18 protein-coding genes, 1 other RNA gene and 2 pseudogenes are annotated in these 23,326 nt (G+C 68.3%); 16 read left to right on the forward strand and 5 right to left on the reverse strand.

Annotated features, from left to right (window positions below; all coding sequences use genetic code 11):
• Positions 1-300: 300 nt before the first annotated feature.
• From C466_RS00815 to C466_RS17250, 3 genes and pseudogenes are all read left to right on the forward strand, one after another.
• Positions 301-882 carry an archaellin/type IV pilin N-terminal domain-containing protein gene (locus C466_RS00815; protein WP_004597585.1) on the forward strand — a complete coding sequence of 194 codons (582 nt, stop codon included), beginning with the start codon at positions 301-303 and terminating at the stop codon, positions 880-882.
• Between the two features lie 2 nt (positions 883-884).
• Entirely contained in the window at positions 885-1,508 is a 624-nt protein-coding gene (locus C466_RS15775) for an archaellin/type IV pilin N-terminal domain-containing protein (RefSeq protein WP_004597583.1), read from the forward strand.
• An 84-nt stretch (positions 1,509-1,592) separates the two neighbouring features.
• Positions 1,593-2,297: pseudogene (locus C466_RS17250) on the forward strand (DUF7500 family protein).
• Positions 2,298-3,066: 769 nt separating this feature from the next.
• On the opposite strand, the gene C466_RS00830 reads toward C466_RS17250, so the two are convergent.
• Entirely contained in the window at positions 3,067-3,516 is a 450-nt protein-coding gene (locus C466_RS00830) for a zinc ribbon domain-containing protein (RefSeq protein ID WP_004597568.1), read from the reverse strand.
• 359 nt (positions 3,517-3,875) lie between these two features.
• Between C466_RS00830 and C466_RS00835 the strand changes: the two genes are divergently transcribed.
• The 11 genes and pseudogenes from C466_RS00835 to C466_RS00885 all read left to right on the forward strand — a co-directional run.
• On the forward strand, positions 3,876-6,101 hold the full coding sequence (locus tag C466_RS00835; RefSeq protein WP_004597562.1) for a BGTF surface domain-containing protein: 2,226 nt from the start codon (positions 3,876-3,878) through the stop codon (positions 6,099-6,101).
• Between the two features lie 106 nt (positions 6,102-6,207).
• Complete coding sequence (cheY, locus tag C466_RS00840; RefSeq protein WP_004597560.1) at positions 6,208-6,564, forward strand: chemotaxis protein CheY; 357 nt, start codon at positions 6,208-6,210, stop codon at positions 6,562-6,564.
• A complete protein-coding gene (locus C466_RS00845; RefSeq protein ID WP_004597558.1) occupies positions 6,564-7,754 on the forward strand; it encodes a chemotaxis protein CheC in 1,191 nt (396 codons plus the stop codon). Before cheY ends, C466_RS00845 begins: the two co-directional genes overlap by 1 nt.
• Complete coding sequence (locus tag C466_RS00850; protein ID WP_004597556.1) at positions 7,751-8,338, forward strand: chemotaxis protein CheD; 588 nt, start codon at positions 7,751-7,753, stop codon at positions 8,336-8,338. The genes C466_RS00845 and C466_RS00850 overlap by 4 nt, the downstream gene beginning before the upstream one ends.
• 151 nt (positions 8,339-8,489) lie before the next feature.
• Positions 8,490-10,484 carry a FlaD/FlaE family flagellar protein gene (locus tag C466_RS00855; RefSeq protein WP_004597554.1) on the forward strand — a complete coding sequence of 665 codons (1,995 nt, stop codon included), beginning with the start codon at positions 8,490-8,492 and terminating at the stop codon, positions 10,482-10,484.
• Positions 10,474-10,947, forward strand: a complete 474-nt coding sequence (locus C466_RS00860) for a flagellin (protein WP_004597553.1) — start codon at positions 10,474-10,476, stop codon at positions 10,945-10,947. Before C466_RS00855 ends, C466_RS00860 begins: the two co-directional genes overlap by 11 nt.
• Complete coding sequence (locus C466_RS00865; RefSeq protein WP_004597552.1) at positions 10,948-11,445, forward strand: flagellin; 498 nt, start codon at positions 10,948-10,950, stop codon at positions 11,443-11,445.
• A 1-nt stretch (position 11,446) separates the two neighbouring features.
• Entirely contained in the window at positions 11,447-12,196 is a 750-nt protein-coding gene (locus tag C466_RS00870) for an ATPase domain-containing protein (RefSeq protein WP_004597551.1), read from the forward strand.
• Positions 12,197-12,267: 71 nt separating this feature from the next.
• Entirely contained in the window at positions 12,268-13,941 is a 1,674-nt protein-coding gene (locus C466_RS00875) for a type II/IV secretion system ATPase subunit (protein WP_004597550.1), read from the forward strand.
• A 23-nt stretch (positions 13,942-13,964) separates the two neighbouring features.
• Positions 13,965-15,701, forward strand: coding sequence for an archaellar assembly protein FlaJ (gene flaJ, locus C466_RS00880; protein WP_004597549.1), 1,737 nt, complete (start codon positions 13,965-13,967; stop codon positions 15,699-15,701).
• Positions 15,702-15,820: 119 nt separating this feature from the next.
• A pseudogene (locus tag C466_RS00885) lies at positions 15,821-16,192 on the forward strand (MarR family transcriptional regulator); the annotation flags it as partial.
• A gap of 386 nt (positions 16,193-16,578) precedes the next feature.
• Here C466_RS00885 and C466_RS00895 read toward each other — a convergent pair.
• The gene (locus tag C466_RS00895) at positions 16,579-17,517 is read right to left on the reverse strand and encodes an NAD-dependent epimerase/dehydratase family protein (RefSeq protein ID WP_004597547.1); all 939 of its coding nucleotides are present in this window, start codon (positions 17,515-17,517) and stop codon (positions 16,579-16,581) included.
• Between the two features lie 140 nt (positions 17,518-17,657).
• Between C466_RS00895 and htpX the strand changes: the two genes are divergently transcribed.
• Positions 17,658-18,527 carry a zinc metalloprotease HtpX gene (gene htpX, locus C466_RS00900; protein ID WP_004597546.1) on the forward strand — a complete coding sequence of 290 codons (870 nt, stop codon included), beginning with the start codon at positions 17,658-17,660 and terminating at the stop codon, positions 18,525-18,527.
• Between the two features lie 647 nt (positions 18,528-19,174).
• On the opposite strand, the gene rnpB is transcribed toward htpX, so the two are convergent.
• Positions 19,175-19,487: RNase P RNA component (gene rnpB, locus C466_RS01290), an RNA gene on the reverse strand.
• A 164-nt stretch (positions 19,488-19,651) separates the two neighbouring features.
• On the opposite strand from rnpB, the gene C466_RS00905 reads away from it, so the two are divergent.
• Positions 19,652-20,254: a TIGR00296 family protein gene (locus C466_RS00905; protein WP_004597545.1), complete on the forward strand. Its 603-nt coding sequence runs from the start codon at positions 19,652-19,654 to the stop codon at positions 20,252-20,254.
• A gap of 21 nt (positions 20,255-20,275) precedes the next feature.
• Here the strand turns inward: C466_RS00905 and C466_RS00910 are convergent, their stop codons facing one another.
• On the reverse strand, positions 20,276-21,436 hold the full coding sequence (locus tag C466_RS00910; protein ID WP_004597544.1) for a nicotinate phosphoribosyltransferase: 1,161 nt from the start codon (positions 21,434-21,436) through the stop codon (positions 20,276-20,278).
• A gap of 96 nt (positions 21,437-21,532) precedes the next feature.
• Positions 21,533-23,305: an Hvo_1808 family surface protein gene (locus C466_RS00915; RefSeq protein WP_004597543.1), complete on the reverse strand. Its 1,773-nt coding sequence runs from the start codon at positions 23,303-23,305 to the stop codon at positions 21,533-21,535.
• Positions 23,306-23,326 lie beyond the last annotated feature (21 nt).

Raw genomic sequence — 23,326 nt, forward strand, 5'->3', positions numbered from 1 at the left:
GCCGCGGTCGCCGATTATCCGGTCCGGTCTTTCTGGTAACGTCGATCGCGCTGTTCGGTTTCCCTCCGTACTTTCGTCGGTGAGTGACTACGACGGACGCGGATCCTCAGATCCAACGCTGAGAACGTCTCGCGCTTTTCGTTAATTAGTTCTGTAATTATCTGGCCAAAATAAACACGAAAACCGCACGACGTGAGTTGTTTATCAATACAGATAACCGGAAACGTGATCTTAAGTAGGAATTCCCCATCGCTATCGATAACGCCCGCCGGGCAGGCCGGGGGCCGACGCAAACAACCAATGTTCGAAGCAATCACGGACGAGGAACAACGCGGTCAAGTGGGGATCGGGACCCTCATCGTGTTCATCGCGATGGTGCTGGTGGCGGCGATCGCCGCCGGCGTTCTGATCAACACTGCCGGGTTCCTCCAGACGCAGGCAGAAGCAACGGGCGAAGAAAGTACGAGTCAGGTCAGCGACCGGCTCCAAATTGTGAGCACGTCTGGCGACGTTGACAGCAATCAAGAGATCGAGAACGTGACGTTTGTCGTCGCCACGTCGCCTGGCTCCGGCGCAGTCGATCTTAATCAGACCAGTGTCGAATTTGTTGGTGAGCAAGGCCAAGATCGATTCGAAATCGACTGGAATGAGGTCGGAACTGGTATTATCGGAGCCAACGGAGGCGTTCTGACCGACAGTAGTGACCGGGCCGCATTAGAATTTGACATCGATTCTACCTCAGGATTCAGTAGTTACAGTGATTCCCTGAGCGAAGATGAGTCGGTGAGTGTAACCTTCACTACTGCATCGGGTGCTTCAACAGTCAAAGAGATCCGTGTTCCGACGACAATCACGTCCGATGATAGTTCAGTGAGGCTGTAACAATGTTCGAAGCAATACTTAGTGAGGATGAGCGCGGTCAAGTTGGGATTGGAACTCTCATTGTGTTCATTGCGATGGTGCTAGTGGCCGCGATTGCCGCTGGTGTCCTTATTAACACTGCTGGGTTCCTTCAATCACAGGCGGAAGCGACTGGTCAGGAGAGTACTGATCTCGTGTCTGACAGGATCGAAGTTGTGAGTACAACTGGAATCGTTACCAGTAATGCTGACGATGGCGACCTACAAAGCATTAGAGTTGTTATCACGACTGCTCCAGGTGCAGATGATATCGATCTCAATGAGACAGTTATCCAGGCTGTCGGCCCTCAGGGTGAAGAGACTCTGACGCTGGCAGACACCGTTGACGGTAGTACGACAGCTGGTTCTTTCAACATTGACGACAGCGAAATTACCAGCCAAGATAGTGCCGTACTGAACGACGCAAACGAGGAAACAACTATCGTCCTTGATCCAGCCTCCGCTCCATTTGGTGATGGGGCAGGGACTGTGTTCGGTGAGGGTGATAAAGCAACCCTGGACATAATCTCACCTGCGTCTGCGGTGACACAGGTAGAACTCCGCTCGCCTGACCTATACAATAACGACAACGAAGCGGTCCGGCTCTAACGAGTCTCGAACAGCGCGGTAACCACAACGTCGGCGGCTCGGCCGCCCGCAACACCTATTTTTCGGCGCGCGCTACCACAACCCATGAGCGACGACGACGCGGTACCGGCCGATCCGGAGGAGCTCGACTTCACCGACGACGAGAACGTCGTCGAGATCGGGGAGGGCCGCTACGTCGTCGGGACGAACGGCCGCCCGAACGTCGGTCGCTCGCGCGGGCAGCGCCGCGCGCCGCCCGACCTGTCTCTTATACACATCTNCGCTCAGAGATGTGTATAAGAGACAGGACCCGGCGTCGGCGAGCGCGGCCAACAGGGTGGCGGGCATCCCGGCGACGGACAGCAATCTGGTGGGCAACCGCCCGGCGGCGGCCAACCCCCGCCGAACGCCGCGCAGGGGAATGGCAGGAGCCAGTCGGCGACGGGCGGCAACGCGGTGGACCGCCAGTCGGTGAGCCGGTGGCTGGCGAACTCTTTCGACGGCGACGGGTTCGACTACGGAATCGACGCGACGCTCCACGCGAACGGCGACACCACCCGCCAGCGGATGGTGTCGAACGACGTGACGGCGACGTTCGACACGCTGATCACGTGGTTCGCATCCAACGCGGGCCCGAGCTCGCCGACCCCGGAGGCGATCGGGCTGCTGCTCGCGGCCTCCGAGACGACCGTCGACATCCCGCCGGTGATGATAAAGCGGTTCGCGGCGAGTCAGGGGCTCTCCGCGAGCGACAGCATCGGCGACCTAGTGCGTGCCGCCGAAGATGAAGGTGGCTTCCGACTCGAGTAAGTTGCCCCTGTTCCATCGTTAGATTCCTATGAGCTGACAGCGATTCCCTGGCGGTTTTTCCGGTGGAAACCGCTCAAACCCGATATATCCGCGGTGTTACACCGACTGCGTCCCGCCGAAGTACCACCTCTCAAAACGGGTGTGACACTCCCGCTACGGTTGATTGCGTCAGCGCGACGCGGCGATCCGCTCTTCGTCCGATGCTGTCAGTCGCCGCGTCGCCGAAAACCGCCAACTGGCTGCGGAGGTCGACGTCAGAGTCCCGACACCGAGTCGGTCGCCCGCTCGCCGGAGGGGCGGGATATGTCACAGAAAGGAGATCGCAGATCCGCTCGAACACCCCCGGTAGTCCCGGGGTGTTCCGGCAGAACGGACTCAGCAGGTCACGTGTCGTAGGTATTTGTTTGGTGAGTAGCGGATCTGTTCTCGCTGAGAGGGGACCCGTGACATTCTCGTTTTCCCGGCTGTGACGGCGCGTCTCGACAGATCCGGGCTGCGAGCAAGCGCTCAGTGACGGTGCCAAAGCGGCGCTGGCGCGGGATGACACGCGTCCAGCCACAGACATACTGCGGCGGGGCAAACGGGTGTAAATCGGGCCGTCATCGGCCAGTTCTCCGTCTGGACGGCTGAAGTGACGGACACCATCTGCCCGCATCGGTTCACAGCGAGGGTGCCCTCGCTCACGGCGGAGCGTCCGGATTACTAATTACTCACCAGTGTCTCACCGGCGATGGTTCACAGCACGCGTCTCACAACGGCGCCTCTCGGCTCACAACACCACGAACAGCGCGATCCCGATCAGCGCGAAGACCGCGTAGATCCCCGCCATCACCTCGCGCTTGAGCGGGCTGCCGAGGGGTTCGGCGGTGAGTCGCCGGATCGGCGGGAGGATCGCGATCCCGGCGAGGATCAGCGGCCACGACTCCGGTGCCGGCACCCGCGTGAGCGCGATGACGACCGTGCCGTACCCGACGACGTACGACCCCCGCCGCCAGAGCTGCTCGCGGTCGGAGAGCTCCTCCATGGACGGGAACGCGTCGCTCGCGCTCGACTCACCTCCCTCGGACCCGCCGCCGCCACCGCCGGCGACCTGCTCCGCCTGTCGCTGGACGTACTCGTCGAGCTCCTCGGCCGCGTCCTCCGTCTGCGGGGCGCCGCACTGCGCGCAGTACCGCGCCTCGTCGTCGACCGGTGCGTCACAGCGGGGACACGATGGCATCTTGGCGTGGATCGGGCGCCGGCCGGGCTTAATTCTTCGGACCGAGGACTCCGCTCACGTCTTGCGATTCCCGCCTTTTCTCCGCTGTCTTCCCGTTCGCGTTACACGTCCTGATAATCGGGTGGGTACGCTTTAGTCGGTGACTCGCCGAGTCGATGCTAACCAGCCGCGGGCCGTCGTCCGGCCCGCACTCGTTGACCACGCCCTCATGACGATAGACCACGACGACGCGCCCGACGGACGCGGCCGAGCCGCCCGCAAGCCGCTCGGCGGCGCCCGACAGCGACGGAGCGGTCGACTCCGGGTCTGACCGGCGGTTCCGACTCGAGGAGATCGGCCCGTCGGCGTTCCAGGCGAGCGTGATCGCCCTCGTCGTCCTCGTCGCGCTCGCCGGCGTCGTCGCGACCGCTCCGGCCGCGGCGGGCCTCTCATCCGATTCGTCCGCTTCCTCAGTCGCCGCCGGACCGACGGCGGCTGCCGCGGTCGAGGCCGCCGGTCCGGTCGGCCTAGCGGACCGTCCGGAGGTCAGCGGCGGATTCTCCCGTTCGACGTACACCGGCGTCGCGGGCGATCCGGTCAGGATCAGGTACACCGCCGACAACCCTGACGGGCCGACGTACCTCCTCATCGGCGGGAACCGGCTCAGCGACACGGGGCAGTCGGTCGGCTTCGTCGACGTCGTCAAGATCTCGGGGACGAGCGAGACCACGATCAACACGCGGACGCTCGGCACCGACGCGAGCAACGTCGAGAGCTGCGGTCTCGAAGACACGACGTGTGACCTGGAGTTCGTCGACGAGAGCGGCGACACGGTCGCCGAGAACCTCAGCGCGCTCTCGAGTTCGACCGGCGCGGGCGGGCTCGCCCGGCCCTTGGTCCCGCATCGGTATCGGCTCGCGATCACCAACGGGACGTTCGTCGTGGACGACTCCGGCGTGGTGACGCCGACCGAGAGCGCGGACCAAGCGGACCTCGTGTTGGAGAAGCCGGAGTTCCGCGACGACGTCGAGGTGTTCACCAGCATCGACCCGGGCGCGCTCGACGAGGAACCCGAGTCCGAGTCGCTCGAACGGATCCGAGCGAACGGGCTCGACCGGACCGCGGTGACGAAGGGCAACCGGATCGTCCTCGGGTTCGAGGCGACGGGAATCTGGGGGGCGCTGTCGCACTTCGCCGGAGAAGGGGAGGAGCTCGAACCGGGCCAAGAGATCGATACTAAAGTCCTGACCGACCTGCTGGACGCCGAGGAAGGGGTGTCGCTCCGAGTCCGTGAGACGAACCCCGGCCGGAACGAGCCGCGCTCGGAGCTCGACCTGTCGCAGGCGGACCCGGAAGACGTCACGCTCTTCGTCGCGGACGCGACGGAGCTTGACACGCCGGAGGCGCCCGGCCGCTTCTACCTCGTCATCGACACGAGCGACGGCGGCGCCTTCACCGAGGACCCCGAGCCGGGCGACGAGTTCGCCGTCGAGTTCGCGCTGGAGGGCACCGAGGGCGAGCGGTACGCGTTCGCGGACGGCGCGGAGCCGCCGGCGGCGTTCAACGCCACTTCGGCGACCGACGACGGCGTCTCACAGCAGTTCCCCTACTGGGAGGCGTCGGACGGGACGGCGCGCGCCGAGGCGACGTTCACCGTGCGGGAGCGGTTCCTCCGGTACGACCACGTCACCGACGACGGGGAGCTCCTCGTCGAGGTCGAGGACGGACAGCTCACAGGAACGACCTCGCTGCTCCCGGTGCGCGAGATGTCCGCGACGTTCGTCAACGACGCCGGCGACGCCCCGTTCCGGACGGAGTCGCCGCTCGAGATCTCTGACGGGAACTTCACGGTCGACGTCGATCTCGACGAGGTTTCCCCCGGAACGCGCCTGAACTACGAGCTGTACGAGGGGTCCAGGCTGCGCGACAGCCGGACGGTCATCGTCGTCGGGAACGCCGACAACCCGGACGAGCTGGTGATCGACGACGCTCCCGAGAACGTCACCGTCACCGAGGGGGAGAACCTCTCCGCGCTCCGGGCCACGGCGCGCAACGCGGGCGGGCTCACGGGCGAGGGAGAGCTCACCCTCACCGTCGACAACGGCAGCGAGGCCGGGTCGTGGGGCGTTCGGCTCGACCCGGGCGAGTCCCGAACGTACGGGTTCGGCTCGGTGACGCCCGACCTCGACCCGGGAACCTACGCGTTCACCCTACGGCTCGACGGTGACACCCACGGCGGGACCCTCGTGGTCGAGTCCGATCCGGCGACGACGACGATCGACGACGACGACAGCCAGCCGGACGCCGACGGCAACGGGTCCGACACCGATGACGACGGAACCGGCGACGACGGGGCCGACGGCAACGAGACCGCTACCGACGATGACGGCGACGACGCGACGGCCACCGACGACGGCGACGACGAGACCCTCTCGGACGAAGCGAACGGCTCCGACACGGATTCCGGCTCCGACTCGGGCGACGTGCCCGCCGACGACGGCGAGGCCGACAGCGTGGGGATGCTCCCGCTTCCGTTCGGCACCCGCGAGGCGCTCGGTGGCACCGTGCTCGTCGGCGCGATCCACCTCCTCGGCCACTGGGTCTGAGACGCACTCCCCCCGCCGCCGGGACCGGCCGCACCCCGCTCCGTTCTCATCGCTGAGAACCGCGGGGGAGCGATTAAGTGTTCGCTGTGCCCCGCTTCAGACAACAATGGCTACGCGGGTACTCATCGCCGACGACTCGGAGTTCATGCGGAACCTCCTCCGGGAGATCCTCGAAGGGGAGTTCGAGATCGTCGGGGAGGCGGAGAACGGCGTCGAAGCGGTGAACATGTACGAGGAGCACGGGCCGGACCTCGTGATGATGGACATCGTGATGCCGATCCGCGACGGGATCGAGGCGACGACGGAGATCTTAGAGGAGAACCCCGACGCGACGGTGATCATGTGTACCAGCGTCGGGCAGGAGGAGAAGATGAAGGCGGCGATCAAGGCGGGCGCGGAGGGGTACATCACGAAGCCGTTCCAGAAGCCGAACGTGCTCGACGCCATCGGTTCGGCGGTATAATGCGCGTCGACGTCCGCGCGCTCGGCGCCTGTAACCGCCTCGCAGAGCGGGGGGCCAAACAGGCCGCCGGCGCGCTCTCGGACCTCACCGGGACCGACCTCGCGGTGGAGGTGACGGGCGCGAGCGTCGCCAGCGGCGAGGACCTCGCGGAGTCGTTCGCGGGCCGGGAGTCGATCGGCGTGAGCGTCGGGCTCCGCGGCGGACTGGACGGCGAGGCGGTCCTCGCGTTCGACGCCGCCAACGTCGACGCCCTGCTCTCGCTGCTCCCCGGGGGGCAGTCGATGGAGCGGAGCGCGGTGACGGAGGTCGGCAACATCGCGCTCGGCGGCTTCCTCGACGGGTGGGCGAACTACCTCGGCAAGGCGATCGACATGTCGCCGCCGCGGTACTTCGAGGCCGACGGCGCGGCGGTGTTACCGGACGGCGCGCTCGCCGGCGACGGCGTGTTCCTCTTCGAGAGCCGCCTCGACGCGACGACGACCGACCTCGACTTCTCCATCTACATGCTGCCCGACTCGGGGCCGTTCCGCGACCTCATCGTCGGGAAGACGGCGCCCGCGGCGACCGCCGGCGGCGAGGCGGACGGCGGGACGGCGAGCACGGCCGTGCCGTACGAGTCGCTGTCGACGTTCTCGTCGCTGGCGAAGAAGGGGTCGGCGAACGCCGCCGACAACATCGCGATGATGACCGGGCTGGAGACGACCGTCGACGTGAGCCGGCTCCGGTTCGTCCCGCTCGCGGACGTGCCCGCGGAGGTCGGCACCGAGCCGCACGCGGGCACGGTGTTCGAGCTTCAGGGGGAACCGAGCGGCTACCTCGCGATCCTCTTCGAGGAGTCCTCGGCGGCGGCCGTCGCCGACGCGATGCTGCCGATGGAGCCCGACGAACCGCTCGGGGACATGGCCCAGAACGCGCTCTGCGAGCTCGGCAACGTGATGACGAGCGGGTTCATCGACGGGTGGGCGAACGTCCTCGGCACGTCGATCACCCACTCGCCGCCGGAGTTCGTCCACGACATCGGCGCGTCGACGATCAGCCCGCTCGTCGCGAAGCTGAGCGAGCGGCAGGACTACGGGTTCGTGATCGACACCGCCATCCAGACGGAGGGGATTCAGGCGCGCTGTGACGTGTACGCGCTCCCCGACGAGCGCGAACTGGCACGGGCGCTCGACCGGCTCTCGGGGCCGTGACCCGCTCGCTCTCCGACGATCGGCCGGACGGCCCGGCGGACCGAACGGAGAGCGACGGGGACGCGGTCGCCGACGCGGAGCCCGCGGCGGTCACCGGCGGCGCGGTCCCCGACGACCCCGGCCGGATCAAGGTCGGCGTGGGCGAGCTCGCGGTCACGAGCGACGACGCGGTCCTGACGACCAGCGGCCTCGGCTCCTGCGTCGCGGTCGCGCTCGTCGACCAGCGCACGGGCGTCCGCGGCCTCCTCCACGCCATGTTACCAGCGGGCGAGGGGCGCACGACGGCCGTCTCGCGGCCCGCGAAGTACGTCGACACCGGGGTCGACTCGCTGATCGGGGCGCTTGACGACGCCGGCGCCGACCCCCGCCGCCTGGAGGCGCGCGTCGCCGGTGGCGCCGAGATGCTCGATCTCACCGACGCGGTCGGCCCGCGGAACGTCGAGCGGGTCGGCGAGGTGCTCGACAACGCGGGCGTCCCCGTCGTCGCCAGCGACGTCGGCGACGCGGTGGGCCGAACCGTCCGGTTCGGGCCGGACGGTCGCCTCGTCGTCCGGGCCGCGGACGGCTTCGAACGAGCGATCTGACCGTCGATCGGGAGCGGATTCGTTTCCGATCGCTCCCCGATTTCCCCGTCTTCACCCCGATTAAACCCCGATACTCTCGCCGCGCAGTGCTTTCTCACGGCTGATATTTTGAGGGGTGAATTGAAGTGGGTTCTGCGGGTCGTACACGGTAATGGGCCTCGAACTACCGGTGTGGGGAGCTCCAACCGCCGCCTGGGCAGTCGCCACGCTGGGGCTCGTCGGTGCGAGCGTCCTCGACAGGTTCCTCGACGACGACGGATCCGACGACGACGGTTCCGGAGGTATGGACGGCGACGACGATCCCTTCGGCGGCGACATGGGCGGCGGAGGGATGGGTGGCGGCATGGGCGGTGGCGGCGGTGGCGGCGGTGGCGGTGGCGGCGGCGACGGCTTCGACGACTTCGACGGCATGGACGAGTGGGACGACGAGTTCGACGACGGCGGCGGCGGTGGCGGCGGCGGCGCGGCCACCGACGAGCTGGAGAACCGGCTCGACGAGCTCGAAAACGAGGTCGCGTCGCTCTCCTCGACGGTCTCGACGGTCCGCTCGGAGAACGAGGAGATCTCGAACGCCGTCGACGACATCGAGGAGGACGTCCGCAACCTCCTCGATATCTACGAGATGGTCACCCGCGGTATCAACCCGTTCGTCGACGACGGCGGCGGCTTCGACAGCGTCGCCGGCGGCGGCGAGGGCTCCTTCGGCATCTTCGACGACGAGGACGGCGGCGAGGAGGAGGATCTCGACGAGGACGTCGCGAACGCCGACGCGGACGGGTTCTTCGACGACGACCTCCTCGACGAGGAGGAAGAGGCCGACGGGTTCGACGACTTGGACGACGACCTCGACGGTGACGACGAGTTCGACGACCTCGACGGTGACGACGAGTTCGACGACCTCGACGGCGACGACGAGTTCGACGACCTCGACGGCGACGACGAGTTCGACGAACTGGACGACGACAGCACGGACGACGCCGCGTCCGAGACCGAAACGGCGGACGACGGAGACGATATGAACGACGATGGAAAGAGTTTCAGCGAACTGAAAGAAGAGTACGACTCCGGGGAGGCCGACTGGGCCGAGGAGGGCGACGACGCCGCGGACGAGGACCCGTTCGAGGACGGGGACGACTCGTTCGCCGACCCCGGCGACGAAACCGACTCGCTCGACGACGCCGACGACGGCTTCGGGGGCGACGACCTCGGCGGCGCCGAGGACGACGGCGTCGACTTCGACGAACCGGCCGACCCCGAGCTGACGGGCGGTACCGATCCGGAGCCGGCGGGCGGTACCGAACCGGCGGGCGGTACCGATCCGGAGCCGGCGGGCGGTACCGAACCGGCGGGCGGTACCGATCCGGAGCCGGTGCCCGACCGCCGGCCCGGCGGCGACCCCGCGGAGGCCTCCGGCGGCTTCGAGTACGTCGGGAAAGACGACCTCTCGGAGGGCAACGGCCGCGGTAAGCCGTACCTCACCGAGCTGCCGGGCGACTACGTCGGCGACCTCCTCGTGATGGAGTGGCTGGAGTTCCTCGTCTCCGAGAGCGACGTCACCGACGCGGTGCGCGCGATCAACTACTACGAGCGGATCGAGTGGATCGGGCCCGACGCCGCCGGGCGGCTCCGGGACTTCCTCTCCGGGTTCGGGACGATCGACCGCAACCTCGTTGACCGGCCGGGCACCGACCGCCTCGTCCGCGAGCACCACACCCGCAGCCTCCGGTACGTGACCCAGCTCAACGGCACCAGCAGCCACACGGTCCTGTTGGACCGCTGGGACGATCTCGCCGGCGGCTCGCTCGTCGGCGGCGGGCCCGTCAATGGGCGGCGGGGCGGCCGCCGCGGCGGACGCGTCGACTCCGGCCGCAACGGCCACAACCGTCGCAACGACCGCAACGACCGGCCGGGATCGAAGCGGAACGGTCACGACGAGGCCGGCCGGCGGGACGCGCCCGACGAGCGCGAGCGACGCACGAACGGCACGGACCACGGCGGCGCGGGACGCGAGGCGGACGCGGACCGCCGCGACGGCCACCGCGACGACCGGCGCGACCGGAACGGTTCCACGCGACCGATGAACGATCCGAATCCCCGTTCCGACCGCGCCGATCCGGCCGACGGAGGGTGGGGAGATGGGCGTTAGCGTCTCGGCGTCCACGGCCATCATCGTCGCGGGGCTGTTCTTCGCGTTCACGACGTTCTACCCCGTGGCGGCCAACGGGCTCGACCGCGTCTCCGACGCCCAACACGGCATCAACGAGCGCGCACTTGAGCGGCAGAACACCGACTTCGCGGTGACGAACGCGACCTACGACGCCGGCACGGAGACCCTCACGGTCAACGCCACCAACGATGGGTCGGTCGGCCTCGTCGCGGACGACGCGACGCTCGTCGTCGGCAACGAGTACGTCGACGTGGGCGGGGCGAACGCGTCGACGACCGTCGACGGCGACGCCGACACCGCGCTCTGGCTCGGCGACGAGACGCTCACCGTGCGGGTCGCACAGGGCGACACGACCACGACGATCGACGACGGCACGCGGGTCGTCTTGGTCGTCGAGTCCGGCGTCCGCGACGCCGCGACCGTCACGGAGGTGAGCGCGTAGATGGCCAGCGTCCCCGTCTCCCACCTCATCCTGTTCATCGCGAGCCTCGTGATCGCCGCGGGCGTCGTCGGCACGATCACGACCGGGGTCGACCGCGTGAGCGCGGCCGTCGACGACGCGGGGCTCGATGCGACCGAACAGCTCCGGACCGACGTGACGATCATCTCGGACCCCAGCGCGGGGGTGTACAACGCGAGCGGCGACCAGAACGTCACGCTGTTGATAAAGAACACCGGCACGTATCGGTTGGCGCCCGACGGCTCCGACCTCGACGTCGTCTTCGACGGCGCGTACGTCCGGCCGGGCGCGCTCTCCGGGGAGCTCGTCTCCGCGGACGGCGCGAACGCGTGGAGCCGCGGCGACGTGTTGCGGCTCACGATAGACGTGAGCGAGATCGAGGGGCAAGACGGGGGGCTCGTCGACGGCGACCACCGCGTCTACCTCTCCGTGAACGGCGACGAGGAGCTGTTCCAGTTCCGCGTGGAGGGGGGTAACTGAGATGCCCCACGACAACCTCCTCTCCCTCGGTCTCGGCGACCGCGACCGGCTCAACAAGGAGCTGGGCGGTGGCATCCCCCGCGGCAGCATCGTCCTCATGGAGGGCGACTACGGGGCGGGCAAAAGCGCCATCTCCCAGCGGTTCGCCTACGGGCTCGTCCAGGAGGGCGCCTCCGTCACGATGATGTCGACGGAGCTCACCGTCCGCGGGTTCATCGACCAGATGCACTCGCTGGAGTACGACATGGTGAAGCCGCTCCTCCAAGAGGAGCTGCTCTTCCTCCACGCCGACTTCGACTCCGGCGGCGCGTTCTCCGACGGCGACGGCGAGCGCAAGGAGCTGCTCAAGCGGCTGATGAACGCCGAGGCGATGTGGAACTCCGACGTCGTCTTCCTCGACACGTTCGACGCCATCTTCCGGAACGATCCCACCTTCGAGGCGCTCGTCCGGAAGAACGAGGAGCGACAGGCCGCCCTGGAGATCATCTCCTTCTTCCGCGAGATCATCTCGCAGGGGAAGGTGGTCGTGCTCACCGTCGACCCCTCGGCGGTCGACGACGACGCGATCGGCCCGTTCCGGTCGATCGCCGACGTGTTCCTCCAGCTGGAGATGATCGAGGTCGGCAACGACATCCGCCGGCAGATCAACGTGAAGCGGTTCGCGGGTATGGGCGAACAGGTCGGCGACACGATCGGGTTCTCGGTCCGTTCCGGAACCGGAATCGTCATCGAGAGCCGCAGCGTCGCCTGACACATGACCCGCCGACGCACAGCCGGTCCGCGAGCGCGGACCGCGACCACCACGACGACCGGGCGTAGGACATGACCGAACACGGAACCGCCAAACCGTCCGAAGAGCTCCGAAAGGCGGCCATGCGGCGGCCGCACCTCCGGGAGCACCTCCGCGAGTTCAAACAGATCACCGGGGAGTTCCCGCAGTTCATCGAGGAGCCGAAAGACGAGTACGAGTCCGCCCGGCCGAACGTCATCTACCCGGTCGGCGGCCCCATCTACAGCCACATCTACGGTGACCTCGGCCAGGACACGAAGTACTACGCCATCGAGCCGGAGGTGTCCGGTCCGCAGGCGGAGATACTCAACGAGGTGAAAAACCGGCTGCTCACCGTCAGCGGCCAGCACACCGCGCCGGAGAACGAGGCGGAGTACGACGACCTCATCGAGGAGCTGCTCGAGGAGGTGACCCACGTCGACGACAGCGCCACCGGCTGGCGCAGCGGGCTCTCGAAGCTCAAGAACTTCGGCAAGCTGTCGGTCACCGAGGAGACGTACGAGAACATCCGCTACCGGCTCAACCGCGACATCGTCGGGCTCGGCCCGCTCGAACCGGTGATGCGCGACCCGGCAAACGAGGACATTCACGTCATCGGCCCCAAGGAGTGTCACGTCGATCACGGCACCTACGGCATGCTGGAGACGACCGTCGACTTCGGCACCCCGAAGGAGTTCGACAACTGGCTGCGCAACATGGGCGAGCGGATCGGGGACCCGCTCTCCGACTCCGACCCCATCGTCGACTCCACGCTGCCCGACGGGTCGCGTATCAACATCATCTACTCCGACGACGTCTCGCTGAAGGGCTCCTCGCTCACGATCCGGCAGGGCGAGGAGGTCCCCCTGTCGATCAACCAGATCACCAACTGGGGGACGCTCTCGCCGGAGCTGGCGGCGTACCTCTGGCTCTGCCTGGAGAACGAGCAGACGGTGTTCGTCGTCGGGGAGACGGCGTCCGGGAAGACGACGACGCTGAACGCCATCCTCTCGTACATCCCGGACGACTCGAAGATATACACCGCGGAGGACACCGCCGAGGTCATCCCGCCGCACAGCACCTGGCAGCAGCTGTTGACCCGCGAGGGCGGCGGCGAGGGGAGCTCTGACGTCGACATGTTCGACCTGGTCGCCGCCGCGCTGCGGTCCCGCCCCGACTACATCATCGTGGGCGAGGTCCGCGGCGCCGAGGGGCGCATGGCGTTCCAGGCGGCCCAGACCGGCCACCCGGTCATGCTGACGTTCCACGCCTCGGACATCGTCTCGATGATCCAGCGGTTCACCTCCGAGCCGATCAACGTCCCCGAGACGTTCATGGACAACGCCGACGTGGCGCTGTTCCAGAACCGCGTGAAACAGGGCGACCAGGTGCTGCGCCGGGTGACGAGCGTCCAGGAGATCGAGGGGTACTCCAAGGAGATGGAGGGGGTCGTCACCCGCGAGGTGTTCAGCTGGGACCCCGTCGAAGACGAGATCGTCTTCCAGGGGATGAACAACTCCTACGTGCTCGAAGAGCAGATCGCGACCCTGCTGGGGTACGCGGACACCCGCGACATCTACGACGACCTCGACTTCCGCGCGGAGCTCATCGAGCGGATGATCCAGGAGGGAATCCTCGGCTACCACGAGGTGAACGACGCGATCAACGCCTTCCAGCGCGACGGCGTCGAGGGGCTCCCCTTCGACATGCACCGGAACACGAGGTAGCGACGATGGGGTGGATCTAACCGATGGCGGTGAAACAGTTCGGCGACGGGCTCGCGACGGCCGCGCAGCTGACCTCGGAGGTGATGGAGTCGTACGAGCAGCTCGACATCTCCAAGGGGAAGTACGTCGGCCTCGTGTTGCTGCCGGCCCTGTTCGTGTTCCTCGGCAGCGTCGTCGGCCTGGTCGCGCTCCCGCTCCCGTTCGCCGCCCGAGTTCCGATCCCGATGTTCGGCGGGCTCGTCCTGTTCGCGGCCGTCATCTACCCGAAGATCTACCTCTCCAGCCTGGAGACGAAGATCGACAACCAGCTGCACCTCGTGATGACGCACATGACGGTGCTGTCGACGACGAACATCGACCGGATGGAGGTGTTCCGGACGCTGGCGAAAGAGGAGGAGTACGGCGTCGCCGCCGAGGAGATCGGCCGCGTCGTCCACCTCGTCGACACGTGGAACCAGAGCCTCGACGACGCGTGTCGACGGCGCGCCCAGGAGGTCCCCTCCGACGCGATGGCCGACTTCTTCGACCGCCTCGGCTACACGATGGGCGCGGGCCAGTCGCTCGAGGAGTTCCTCGTCTCCGAGCAGGACGTGATGCTCGCGCAGTACGAGACCCGCTACGAGTCCGCGCTCTCGAACCTGGAGGTGATGAAGGACCTGTACATGTCGATGATCCTCTCGATGACGTTCGCCCTCGTGTTCGCCGTCGTCCTCCCGATCCTCACCGGTAACAACCCGACCGCGACGGTGGCGGCCGTCATCGTCCTCTTCGTGTTCGTCCAGCTCGGCTTCTACGCGATGATCCGCGCGACGTCGCCGTACGACCCGATCTGGTACCACCCGGACGAGCGGGCGCCCGGCGACCTGAAGCTGTGGGGGTCGCTGATCGGCGGCGGCGGGCTCTCGCTTTTGCTCATCGGGATCACGGCCGCCGGGATGTTCGGGTACGGTCCCGGGCTCCCCGGCCTCCTCTTCTTCCTCGACGACGTTCGGCTCCCGCTGTACCTGGCGGTCCCCATCTCGCCGCTGATCATCACCGGGGTGGTGCTCCGGACCGAGGAGCAGGCGATCACCGCCCGCGACGGCGAGTTCCCGTCGTTCGTGCGCGCGCTGGGCGCGACCGAGAGCGCGAAGCAGTCGACGACCACGGACGTGTTGACCACGCTGCGCGACAAGAACTTCGGCGAGCTCTCGGAGTCGATCGAGCGGCTCTACCGCCGGCTCAACATGCGGATCAGCACCGAGGGTGCGTGGCGGGCGTTCACGCGTGACACGCGTTCGTATCTCATCCAGAAGTTCTCCGAGATGTACCTCGTCGGCCGTCGGATGGGCGGGGACCCGAAGATGCTCGGCGAGCTGATCTCGAAGAACATGAACGCCGTCAACCAGCTACGCGAGCAGCGCCGCCAGGCGGCGATGACGTTCATCGGGCTGCTGTACGGGATCACCGCGGCCGCGACGTTCGCCTTCTTCATCGGGCTGGAGATCGTCGCGATCTTGGCCGACCTGACCTCCGACTTCGGGCTCGACCAGATGGACATCGGCCAGATCGTCTACCCCGGCGCCTACGACATCCCGCTCATCGAGTACCTCCTCCTGACGGTCGTCCTCTTCAACGCCGCGCTCTCCTCGCAGATGATCCGCCGGATCGACGGCGGCAACCCCGCGAACGGCTACATCCACTTCGTCCTCCTGACGTGGCTCGGCGCGGGCACCGCCATCGCGACGCGGACGCTCGTGAACGCAATCTTGTCGATCTGAACCGCGGAGTCGGCGGCGTCGACACCGCTGTCGACGCCTCACGACGCACGGCGAACGGATTCGATACGGCGACCCACAGTATTATGACTGACACTGACGTACGGTTACGTACGTTTACAATGCCGGTCGACTTCGAGAGCTACCGTCCGAGCGACCTTCCGGACGAAGACACCAACGGGCGTCGGATCCTCGAGTTCCTCGCTCGGAACCCGGAGCTGGGATTCCGGCCGAGCGAGCTCGCGGAGGAGCTCGACATCCCCCGCGGGAGCGTCGGCACGACACTCAGGCGACTCGAACAGCGGGGGCTCGTGCGGCACAAAGGCGAGTACTGGGCCATCAACGCCGAGGCGTACGACGCCCACACCGCGGCCCAGATCGGTCTCCGCGCGGTCGCGGACGCGTTCGCGGGCGACGGCTACGACCGGACCGACGACTGGGACGCCGACCTCCCGGATCTCGACGCGGACGAGTCGGGAGACGAATCGACCGACGGCTGCTGTATCGACGCGGAACCGTCGTCGTCGCGTCGGATCCGTTCGGCAACGCGCCGCGACGGCCCTACCTGATCGTCAGCGACGGCTCCCACCCGTTCGCGGGTGCGCAGTACATCGGCGCCGGTATCTCGACGAAAGAGTACGACGCGTCGGTCCCGCTCGCCGGCGCGTTCGTCGAGGGAGGACTCGACCGAGAGTCGTTCGTCGCTCCGTGGGCGGCCGTGTCGCTGCGGGAGGCGACCGTCGACCGCGCGGTCGCCCGGGTCGAAGACGACGTCACCGAGACGACAGTTCGTCGGCTGGTTCAGTTCGTCGGCTATTCCGGTGGGTAAGGGGCCGTTCGGTCTAATTTCGGTTTGGTACCGCGAAGGGGATTCCTCGGCTCACTCCTCGAACAGCGTCGGCTCGGCGACCGCCTCGTCGGCCGCGTCGCGCCACGAGCGCGACGGCGTCCACCCGAACAGCCGCGCCGCCTTCTCGATCGCGTAGGCGCCGCGGTCGTCGCCCTCGGTGAGTTCGCTCTCGTCGACCGCGCAGTCGTCGGGGATCTCGCCGTACGACTCGCGCAGGAGGTCGAGCAGGGGCCGCCCGAGCGCGTTGTCGGCCGCGACGCAGTTGACCGCCTCGTGGGTGCCGGGGGCGACGGCGGGGTCGTCGCCGAGGAGGTCCGCGAGCGCGGCCGCGACGAGGTCGGCGACGTCGCGGGCGTCGACGTACGACCAGAAGTTGCCGGCGCCGGCGTCGAGGTCTTCGACGTACTCGTCGGCGCGGCAGGCGTACGCGCCGGGGTACTGGATCCACGACGGTCGGAGCGAGACGGCGGACACGCCGTGGCGGCGCGCGACCGCGCCCGCCGCCGCCTCTGCCGTGACCTTCGAGAGCCCGTAGGGGTCCTCCGGGCGGCGCGGGTGTTCCTCGGTGACCGGCAGCTCCTCCGGGAACGGCGTCGGGTCGGCGAAGAAGAAGCCGTAGGCGCCGTCGCTGGAGGCCTGGACGACCGGTGCGTCGGCCCGGCCGGCGGCGTCGAGGACGTGCTTCGCGGCGAGCGCGTTCGTCTCGAACACCCGGCCCTCGGGGTGGGTGCCCGCCACCGGGATCGCCGCCCAGTGGACGACCGCGTCGGGGTCGACGGCGGCGACGACGTCGAGCGCCTGGTCGCGCTCGGCGAGGTCGGCCGCGCGGAACGAGACGTTCGGGGCCGGGTCGACGCCGAGCCCGGGGTGGTCGTAGTCGACGACGACGACCTCGTAGTCGCCGGCGAGGCGGTCGACGACCCAGCGCCCGGAGGCGCCGCGGCCGCCGGTGACGAGGACTGTCTCCATGTCCGTCCCTCGGGGAGCGCCCGAAAAAGGGCGTTGTTCGTCGGTTCGCCGCGGTCGCCGCTCGTCGAAACGGGCGTCGATCGGCGACCACGGCCTCCCGCTCCGGCAACCTTTAACGCGCCGAGCGGTAACTTCCGGGTATGGACTGGAAGACAGACTGGGGGTTGCGTGGACGGATGGCGTTCACGATGTTCCTCCTGTTCGCCCTCTACGTCGTGTTCGTCGGAGCCCTGACGGTGTACTTCGGCGACTTCCTCTTCCCGCTTGTCATGCTCGGCGGGTTCGCGGTCGCTCAGTACTTCTTCAGCGACAAGCTGGCGCTGCGGAGTATGGGCGCCCGCGAGGTGAGCGCGGACGAGTACCCCGACCTCCACCGCCGGATCGAGCGGCTGAGCCAGCAGGCCGACCTGCCGAAGCCGACCGTGGCGGTCGCGAACACCCGCGTGCCGAACGCGTTCGCCACCGGCCGGAATAAGAAGAACGCGACCGTCGCGGTGACGACCGGGCTCTTGGAGAGCCTCGACGAGGACGAGCTCGACGGCGTGCTCGCCCACGAGCTCGCCCACGTCAAGAACCGCGACGTGATGGTGATGACCATCGCCTCGTTCCTCTCGACGATCGCCTTCTTCATCGTGCGGTGGGGCTGGCTGCTCGGCGGCGACAACCGGCAGGGCGCGCCCGTCATCGTCGCGATCCTCGTGTCGCTCGTCGTGTGGGTCGTCTCGTTCCTGCTCATCCGCGCGCTCTCGCGCTACCGCGAGTACTCCGCGGACCGCGGCGCGGCGCTCATCACCGGGAAGCCCGGCGCGCTCGCCTCGGCGCTGATGACGATCGACGGCCGGATGGATAAGGTGCCCAAGGAGGACCTCCGGGAGGAGGCGGAGATGAACGCGTTCTTCATCATCCCGATCAAGGCCGGCTTCGTCGGCAAGATCGCCTCGACGCACCCCTCGACGGAGAACCGCATCGAGAAGCTCCGCGAGCTCGAAAAGGAGATGGAGACGGCCTGAGACGGATCTGAATCGGAATTTTCGATTGGTTATTTATAAGCTGTTGAGAGTGGGTAGGTGACGAACACCGCCGAAGTCTTCGCCGCTTACTTATAAGACGTTGCGCCGAGGTCGGCGACGAATCCCGCCGACGCGCCAGCCGCTTATTTATAAGACGCTGCGAGCAGATTGGAGACGAACACCGCCGAAGCCCCAGCAGCGAGGGCGGCGCACGCTCGCTGCGCTCCTCGTCGCTCGTTTCACGCGCTCCTGCGGTGCTTACGTCGCCTGCGCCGCCCTCGCTGCTGCCCCTTCGAGTCCCGCCCCTCCGGAAGACGTTCCTGCTCGCTTCGCTGCGCGGGCTGCGACTTCCGTGCTCCCGCTCGCTTCGCTCGCGGGAACGCACNGTCCCGCCCCTCCGGAAGACGTTCCTGCTCGCTTCGCTGCGCGGGCTGCGACTTCCGTGCTCCCGCTCGCTTCGCTCGCGGGAACGCACAGCACAGCACCTCACGCCTCCCCAGCCTCGTCGACCACCCTTCGCTTCGCTCGGGTGGTCGACTCCCTCGCGCGTGCTGCTCGCGGCCGAGAGGCCGCTCGCAGGCACGCGCCACCGCCTCGTTTATTTATAAGTGATCCCATGATAGCTGCGCCGCTGGTCGGTGTGAGCGGACTGAGGGGAGTAAGCCCCCTTCGGTTCGTCCCGACATTCGGCTGAGCGTCCGCGCCGCGGCCGGACTACCTTGTGGCGCGGACTTGCACCGGCGAGGATTCGCCGTTCCATCCGTTCCCGCCCGTCGGCTCTCGACGGGTTAACTCCCTTCCCTCGCGGGTCGGTTCGCGCGTCTCATCGATCGGGGCGGGGGGTGTCGTTGCTGTTCCAGAGCCAGCCGTCTCCGACTCCGGGCGTGTGCCCGGTCGCCTGTCCGGCCGGTGGGGGGACTTTCCTCATGCCGGAGGCACGGGAGTCGGGCTCCCTCTGTCCGCTCCGTCCTTTCGCCCGCCGGCGAATAAGCGGTTCGGTCGGGCGCGTCTTCGGGCGGGGCTTCGGGCCGGGTAACGGCGGCTTTCGGGTGAGACGCCGCGAACGCCGCGAGAACGCAGTCACAAGGGAAGCGTTCAAGTCGTCAGCACTGTAATGGACTCTCATGTCCGAGGCTCAGACCGTTCAGCTGTCGTACGACGACGGTGCACGAGCGGTCGAACTCGCGCGGGAGGCGGTCGAGTCGTTCGTTCGACACGGGCAACGCGAACAGCCCGGCAGCATGCGGGAGGCGTTCTACGCCCGCACCGGGGCGTTCGTTCGATTGGAGTCCACCAGGGGCCGCGGCCGCCTCCGCGGCTGCGCCGGCGCCTGGGACACCTCAGATCAGCTCGGCCACGCGATCGTCGAGGCCGCTATCAAGGCGGCCTCGGGCGACTCCTGCGGCTCCGAGGTCGAGCCGAAGGAACTGGACAACATCACCGTCTCCGTGTTCGTCGTCTCCAACACCGTCCTCACGAACGACCCCGCCGAGGACCTCGAGGTCGGCACCCACGGCGTCGCCGTCGACAGCGGCAACGCCCACGGCTGGCTCTACCCGACGGTCCCCGTCGAGAACGGCTGGTCGGCCGCGGAGTTCCTCTCGCGCACCTGCCGCAAGGCGAAGCTCTCGCCGACCGCGTGGCAGGAGGAGGACACGATGGTGACGCTCATCGAGGGCCAGGTGTTCCGAGAGCGCGCCGACGGCGGCGCAGTCGAAGAGCTGTAGCCAGCCGCCTCGTTTTCCTTTTCAGCCGTCGTTCCCGTACCCGACCGCCGCCGCGTCCGCGAGCGCCCGCTCCGTCGCGGCCGACAGGTCGAACGCGTCCTCGGCGACGACCTCGCCGTCGCGGATCACGGGCTCGAAGAGCGACTCGGCGTCTTCCGGTCCCGCGCGGTCCGCGAGCCCGACCGCGTGGGCGCCGTCGGCGGTGCGGTACACGTCCTTCGCGTTCGAGAGCTTCCCCCGCTTGGCCGCCGGCTCGCCGTCGACGGCGACGAGGTCGAGCGCGAAGTCGACGGGGTCCGCGTTCGAGACGTACCCGCCGACGCCGAACCCGTCGACGACGTCGCGCAGCTCTCTGAGGTCGGACGGGCCGAGCCCGCCCGAGACGTACACGTCGACGTCCCCGTGGCCGCGCGCGTCGAGCTCCCACCCGACCTCGCGGACGATGTGTCGGAAGTCGCCGCGCCGGGAGCCGGTCGTGTCGAGGCGGACGCCGTCGAGGTCGTCGCCGAGCGTCTCGGCCGCGCGAAGCACCTCGTCGACCTCGTCGGAGTAGGTGTCACACAGCGCGATCCGCGGCGCGTCCGCCGGAACGCCCTCGTCGTAGGCGCGCCACGCGGCCTCCTGCTCGCCGCGGCCGAAGCAGATGGCGAGCGCGTGCGGCATCGTCCCCGACGCCTCGCGCCCGATCAGGTCGCCGGCGGCGACGTGCGAGAACCCGTCGAACCCCCCCACCAGCGCCGAGCGCTCGACGGCCGCGGTCATCGCGGGGTGGACGTGGCGCGCGCCGAACGAGAGCACCGACGCGTCCGGCGCGGCGACCCGGCAGTCCAGCGCAGCGGTCGCCATCCCGGAGGCGTGCGAGAGGAAGCCGAGCAGCGACGTCTCCAGCCGCGCGAACTCCAGGTACGGCCCCTCGATCCGCATCACCGGGCCGCCGTCGAACAGGCGCCCCTCCGGGACCGCGTCGACGTCGACGTCGCGGCCGGCGAGCAGCTCGACGGCGTTGCCGAGGCCGGCGAACAGCTCGAACTCCCCGTCCGGGAACTGGTCCGCGGTCACCTCGGCGACGACGCGGGGGTTCCGGTCGGCCGCCTCCAGCGCCGCCTCGGTCCGCTCGAAGTACGCGTCGGTCGCGCGCCCCTCCCGGACCGCGGCCGCGTCGACGATGTCGAACTCGCTCATGCCCGTCGGTTCGGCCGCGGGGACGAAAAGCCACCCGTGTCGCGGCGGGGGCGCGAGGAGCGAGCGTCCGGGACTCCCGGCCGAGCGGGCGGCGCGCTACGCCGAGCGCCGCGCGAACAGCCCGACCGCCGCGAGGGCGACGAGCGCCGCCGCGACGCCGAATCCGGGCGTGCTGTCGTCGGTGTCGTCGCTCCCGTTCCCGCTGTCGCTCCCGTCCGCGCCGTCGCTCCCGTCCGCACCGTCGTCAGTGTTGCCGTCGGTGCCGTCGTCCGTGTTGCCGTCGCTTCCGTCGTCGCCGCCGTTCGCGTCACCGTCGTCGCCGCCGTTCGTGTCACCGTCGCTCCCGTCGGCGTCGGGGAGCGCGAGGTCGGCGTCCGGGCGGAGTTCGAGGACGCCCTCCGGCGAGGGCGCGTGCGTTATCGTCACGCTCGTCTCGTCGCGCTCGACGCCGTACGCGCCGGGGAAGTCGCTCTCCGACCCGATCTCGTACACGGTCCCCTGCGCGTACTCGCCGTCGCCGTGCGCGGTCAGCATCCGCACGTAGGCGTCGCGGAACGCCGCGGCGTCGTCCTCGGTCTGCCACTCGGTCGCCCAGACGTAGCCGTCGCGGTCGCCGTTCCGGTAGGGGTACAGCTCGTCGCCGGCCCAGCCGTCGGTCACGGGGTGCGCGTAGTTGTAGGTCGCGCGGGTCTCGAGTTGGGCCTCCGCGTCGAGGTGGATCTCGACGTTCTGCCGGACGGTCGCGTCGGGCTCTAACACCGCGTGCCGGTACTCCAGGCTCTGGTACCAGAACATCACGAACATCGACGCCTCGCCCGTGGTCTCCGCGCCCTCGACGCCCTGGTCCGGGTAGGTCTCCCAGCCGCCGGTCGCCGCGTCCTCGAAGGTGACGTTGCCCTCCTCGTAGTCCGGGTTCCGGTGGATGACCTCCGCCGTCGACGCCGGCGGGTCGTTCATCGTCGCGTTGACGGCCGCCCACCCGCCCTCGTCGCGGAGCTCGCGGACGTACAGCGCGCCGTCGCCGTACGGCTGGAGGACGGTCTGGAGGATGCCGAAGTTGAAGTCGGCGCCGTCGCCCCCGCCCCCGTCGCTCTCGGGCGCCTCGGCGCAGGTCCAGTTGTCCGCGCAGCGGGCCGCGTAGCGCTCCTCGACGTGGACCGCCTCCCCCTCGATGATCCCGTCGACCGCGAGGTCGCCGTCCTGGGTCGCGCCGACGTAGCGCGGGGCGGTGAGGTCGTGGTACTGGTCTTGCATCGCGTGGAGCAGCTCGTGCGCGAGCGTCGAGGGGTCGATGTCGGGGGACTCGCCGTCGGGGACGACGATGACGATCCGGTCCTGCGACGGCGAGTAGAAGCCGGAGACCGCGCCGCCGAACACCGAGTCGATCTCGTCGTTGGCGTCCGTCTCGTCGCCGACGACGAACAGCGCCTCCCACACCTGGTCGTTCCAGCGCCGGAACGCCTCGGACCCGTTGCCGCTCGCGGTGTCGTTGGCGTACTCGCTCCGAGTCACCGTCTCGACCGGGACGTCCTCTTTGAAGGGGCGCTGTCGGACGTGCTCGACCCGGGCCATCGTCAGGTCCGTCAGCGCCTCCAGTTGCGTCTCGTTGAGCCCGTCCGTCTCCGCGAAGCCGACCGACTCCTCGTAATGGGTCCCGTTCCAGCAGCCCACCAGTTCGGTGCCGTCACCCGGATCGCACTCGTCGGCGGACGCGGACGGCGCCGCGCCCGCGCCCGGTCCGCTGCCGGACGCGGGGGGGACCGCGCCGGCGTCCGGAGCGGCGGCGACGCCGGCAGTGAGGGCGACACACAGGACGGCGACCGCGGCGACGGCCGCGGCCGCGGTCGAGAGGGTGAGAACCCGTCGCATACGAATTTGATCGGCCCCCCG

It is taken from the genome of Halorubrum distributum JCM 10118 (genome assembly GCF_000337335.1).
GTDB classification, from domain to species: domain Archaea; phylum Halobacteriota; class Halobacteria; order Halobacteriales; family Haloferacaceae; genus Halorubrum; species Halorubrum distributum.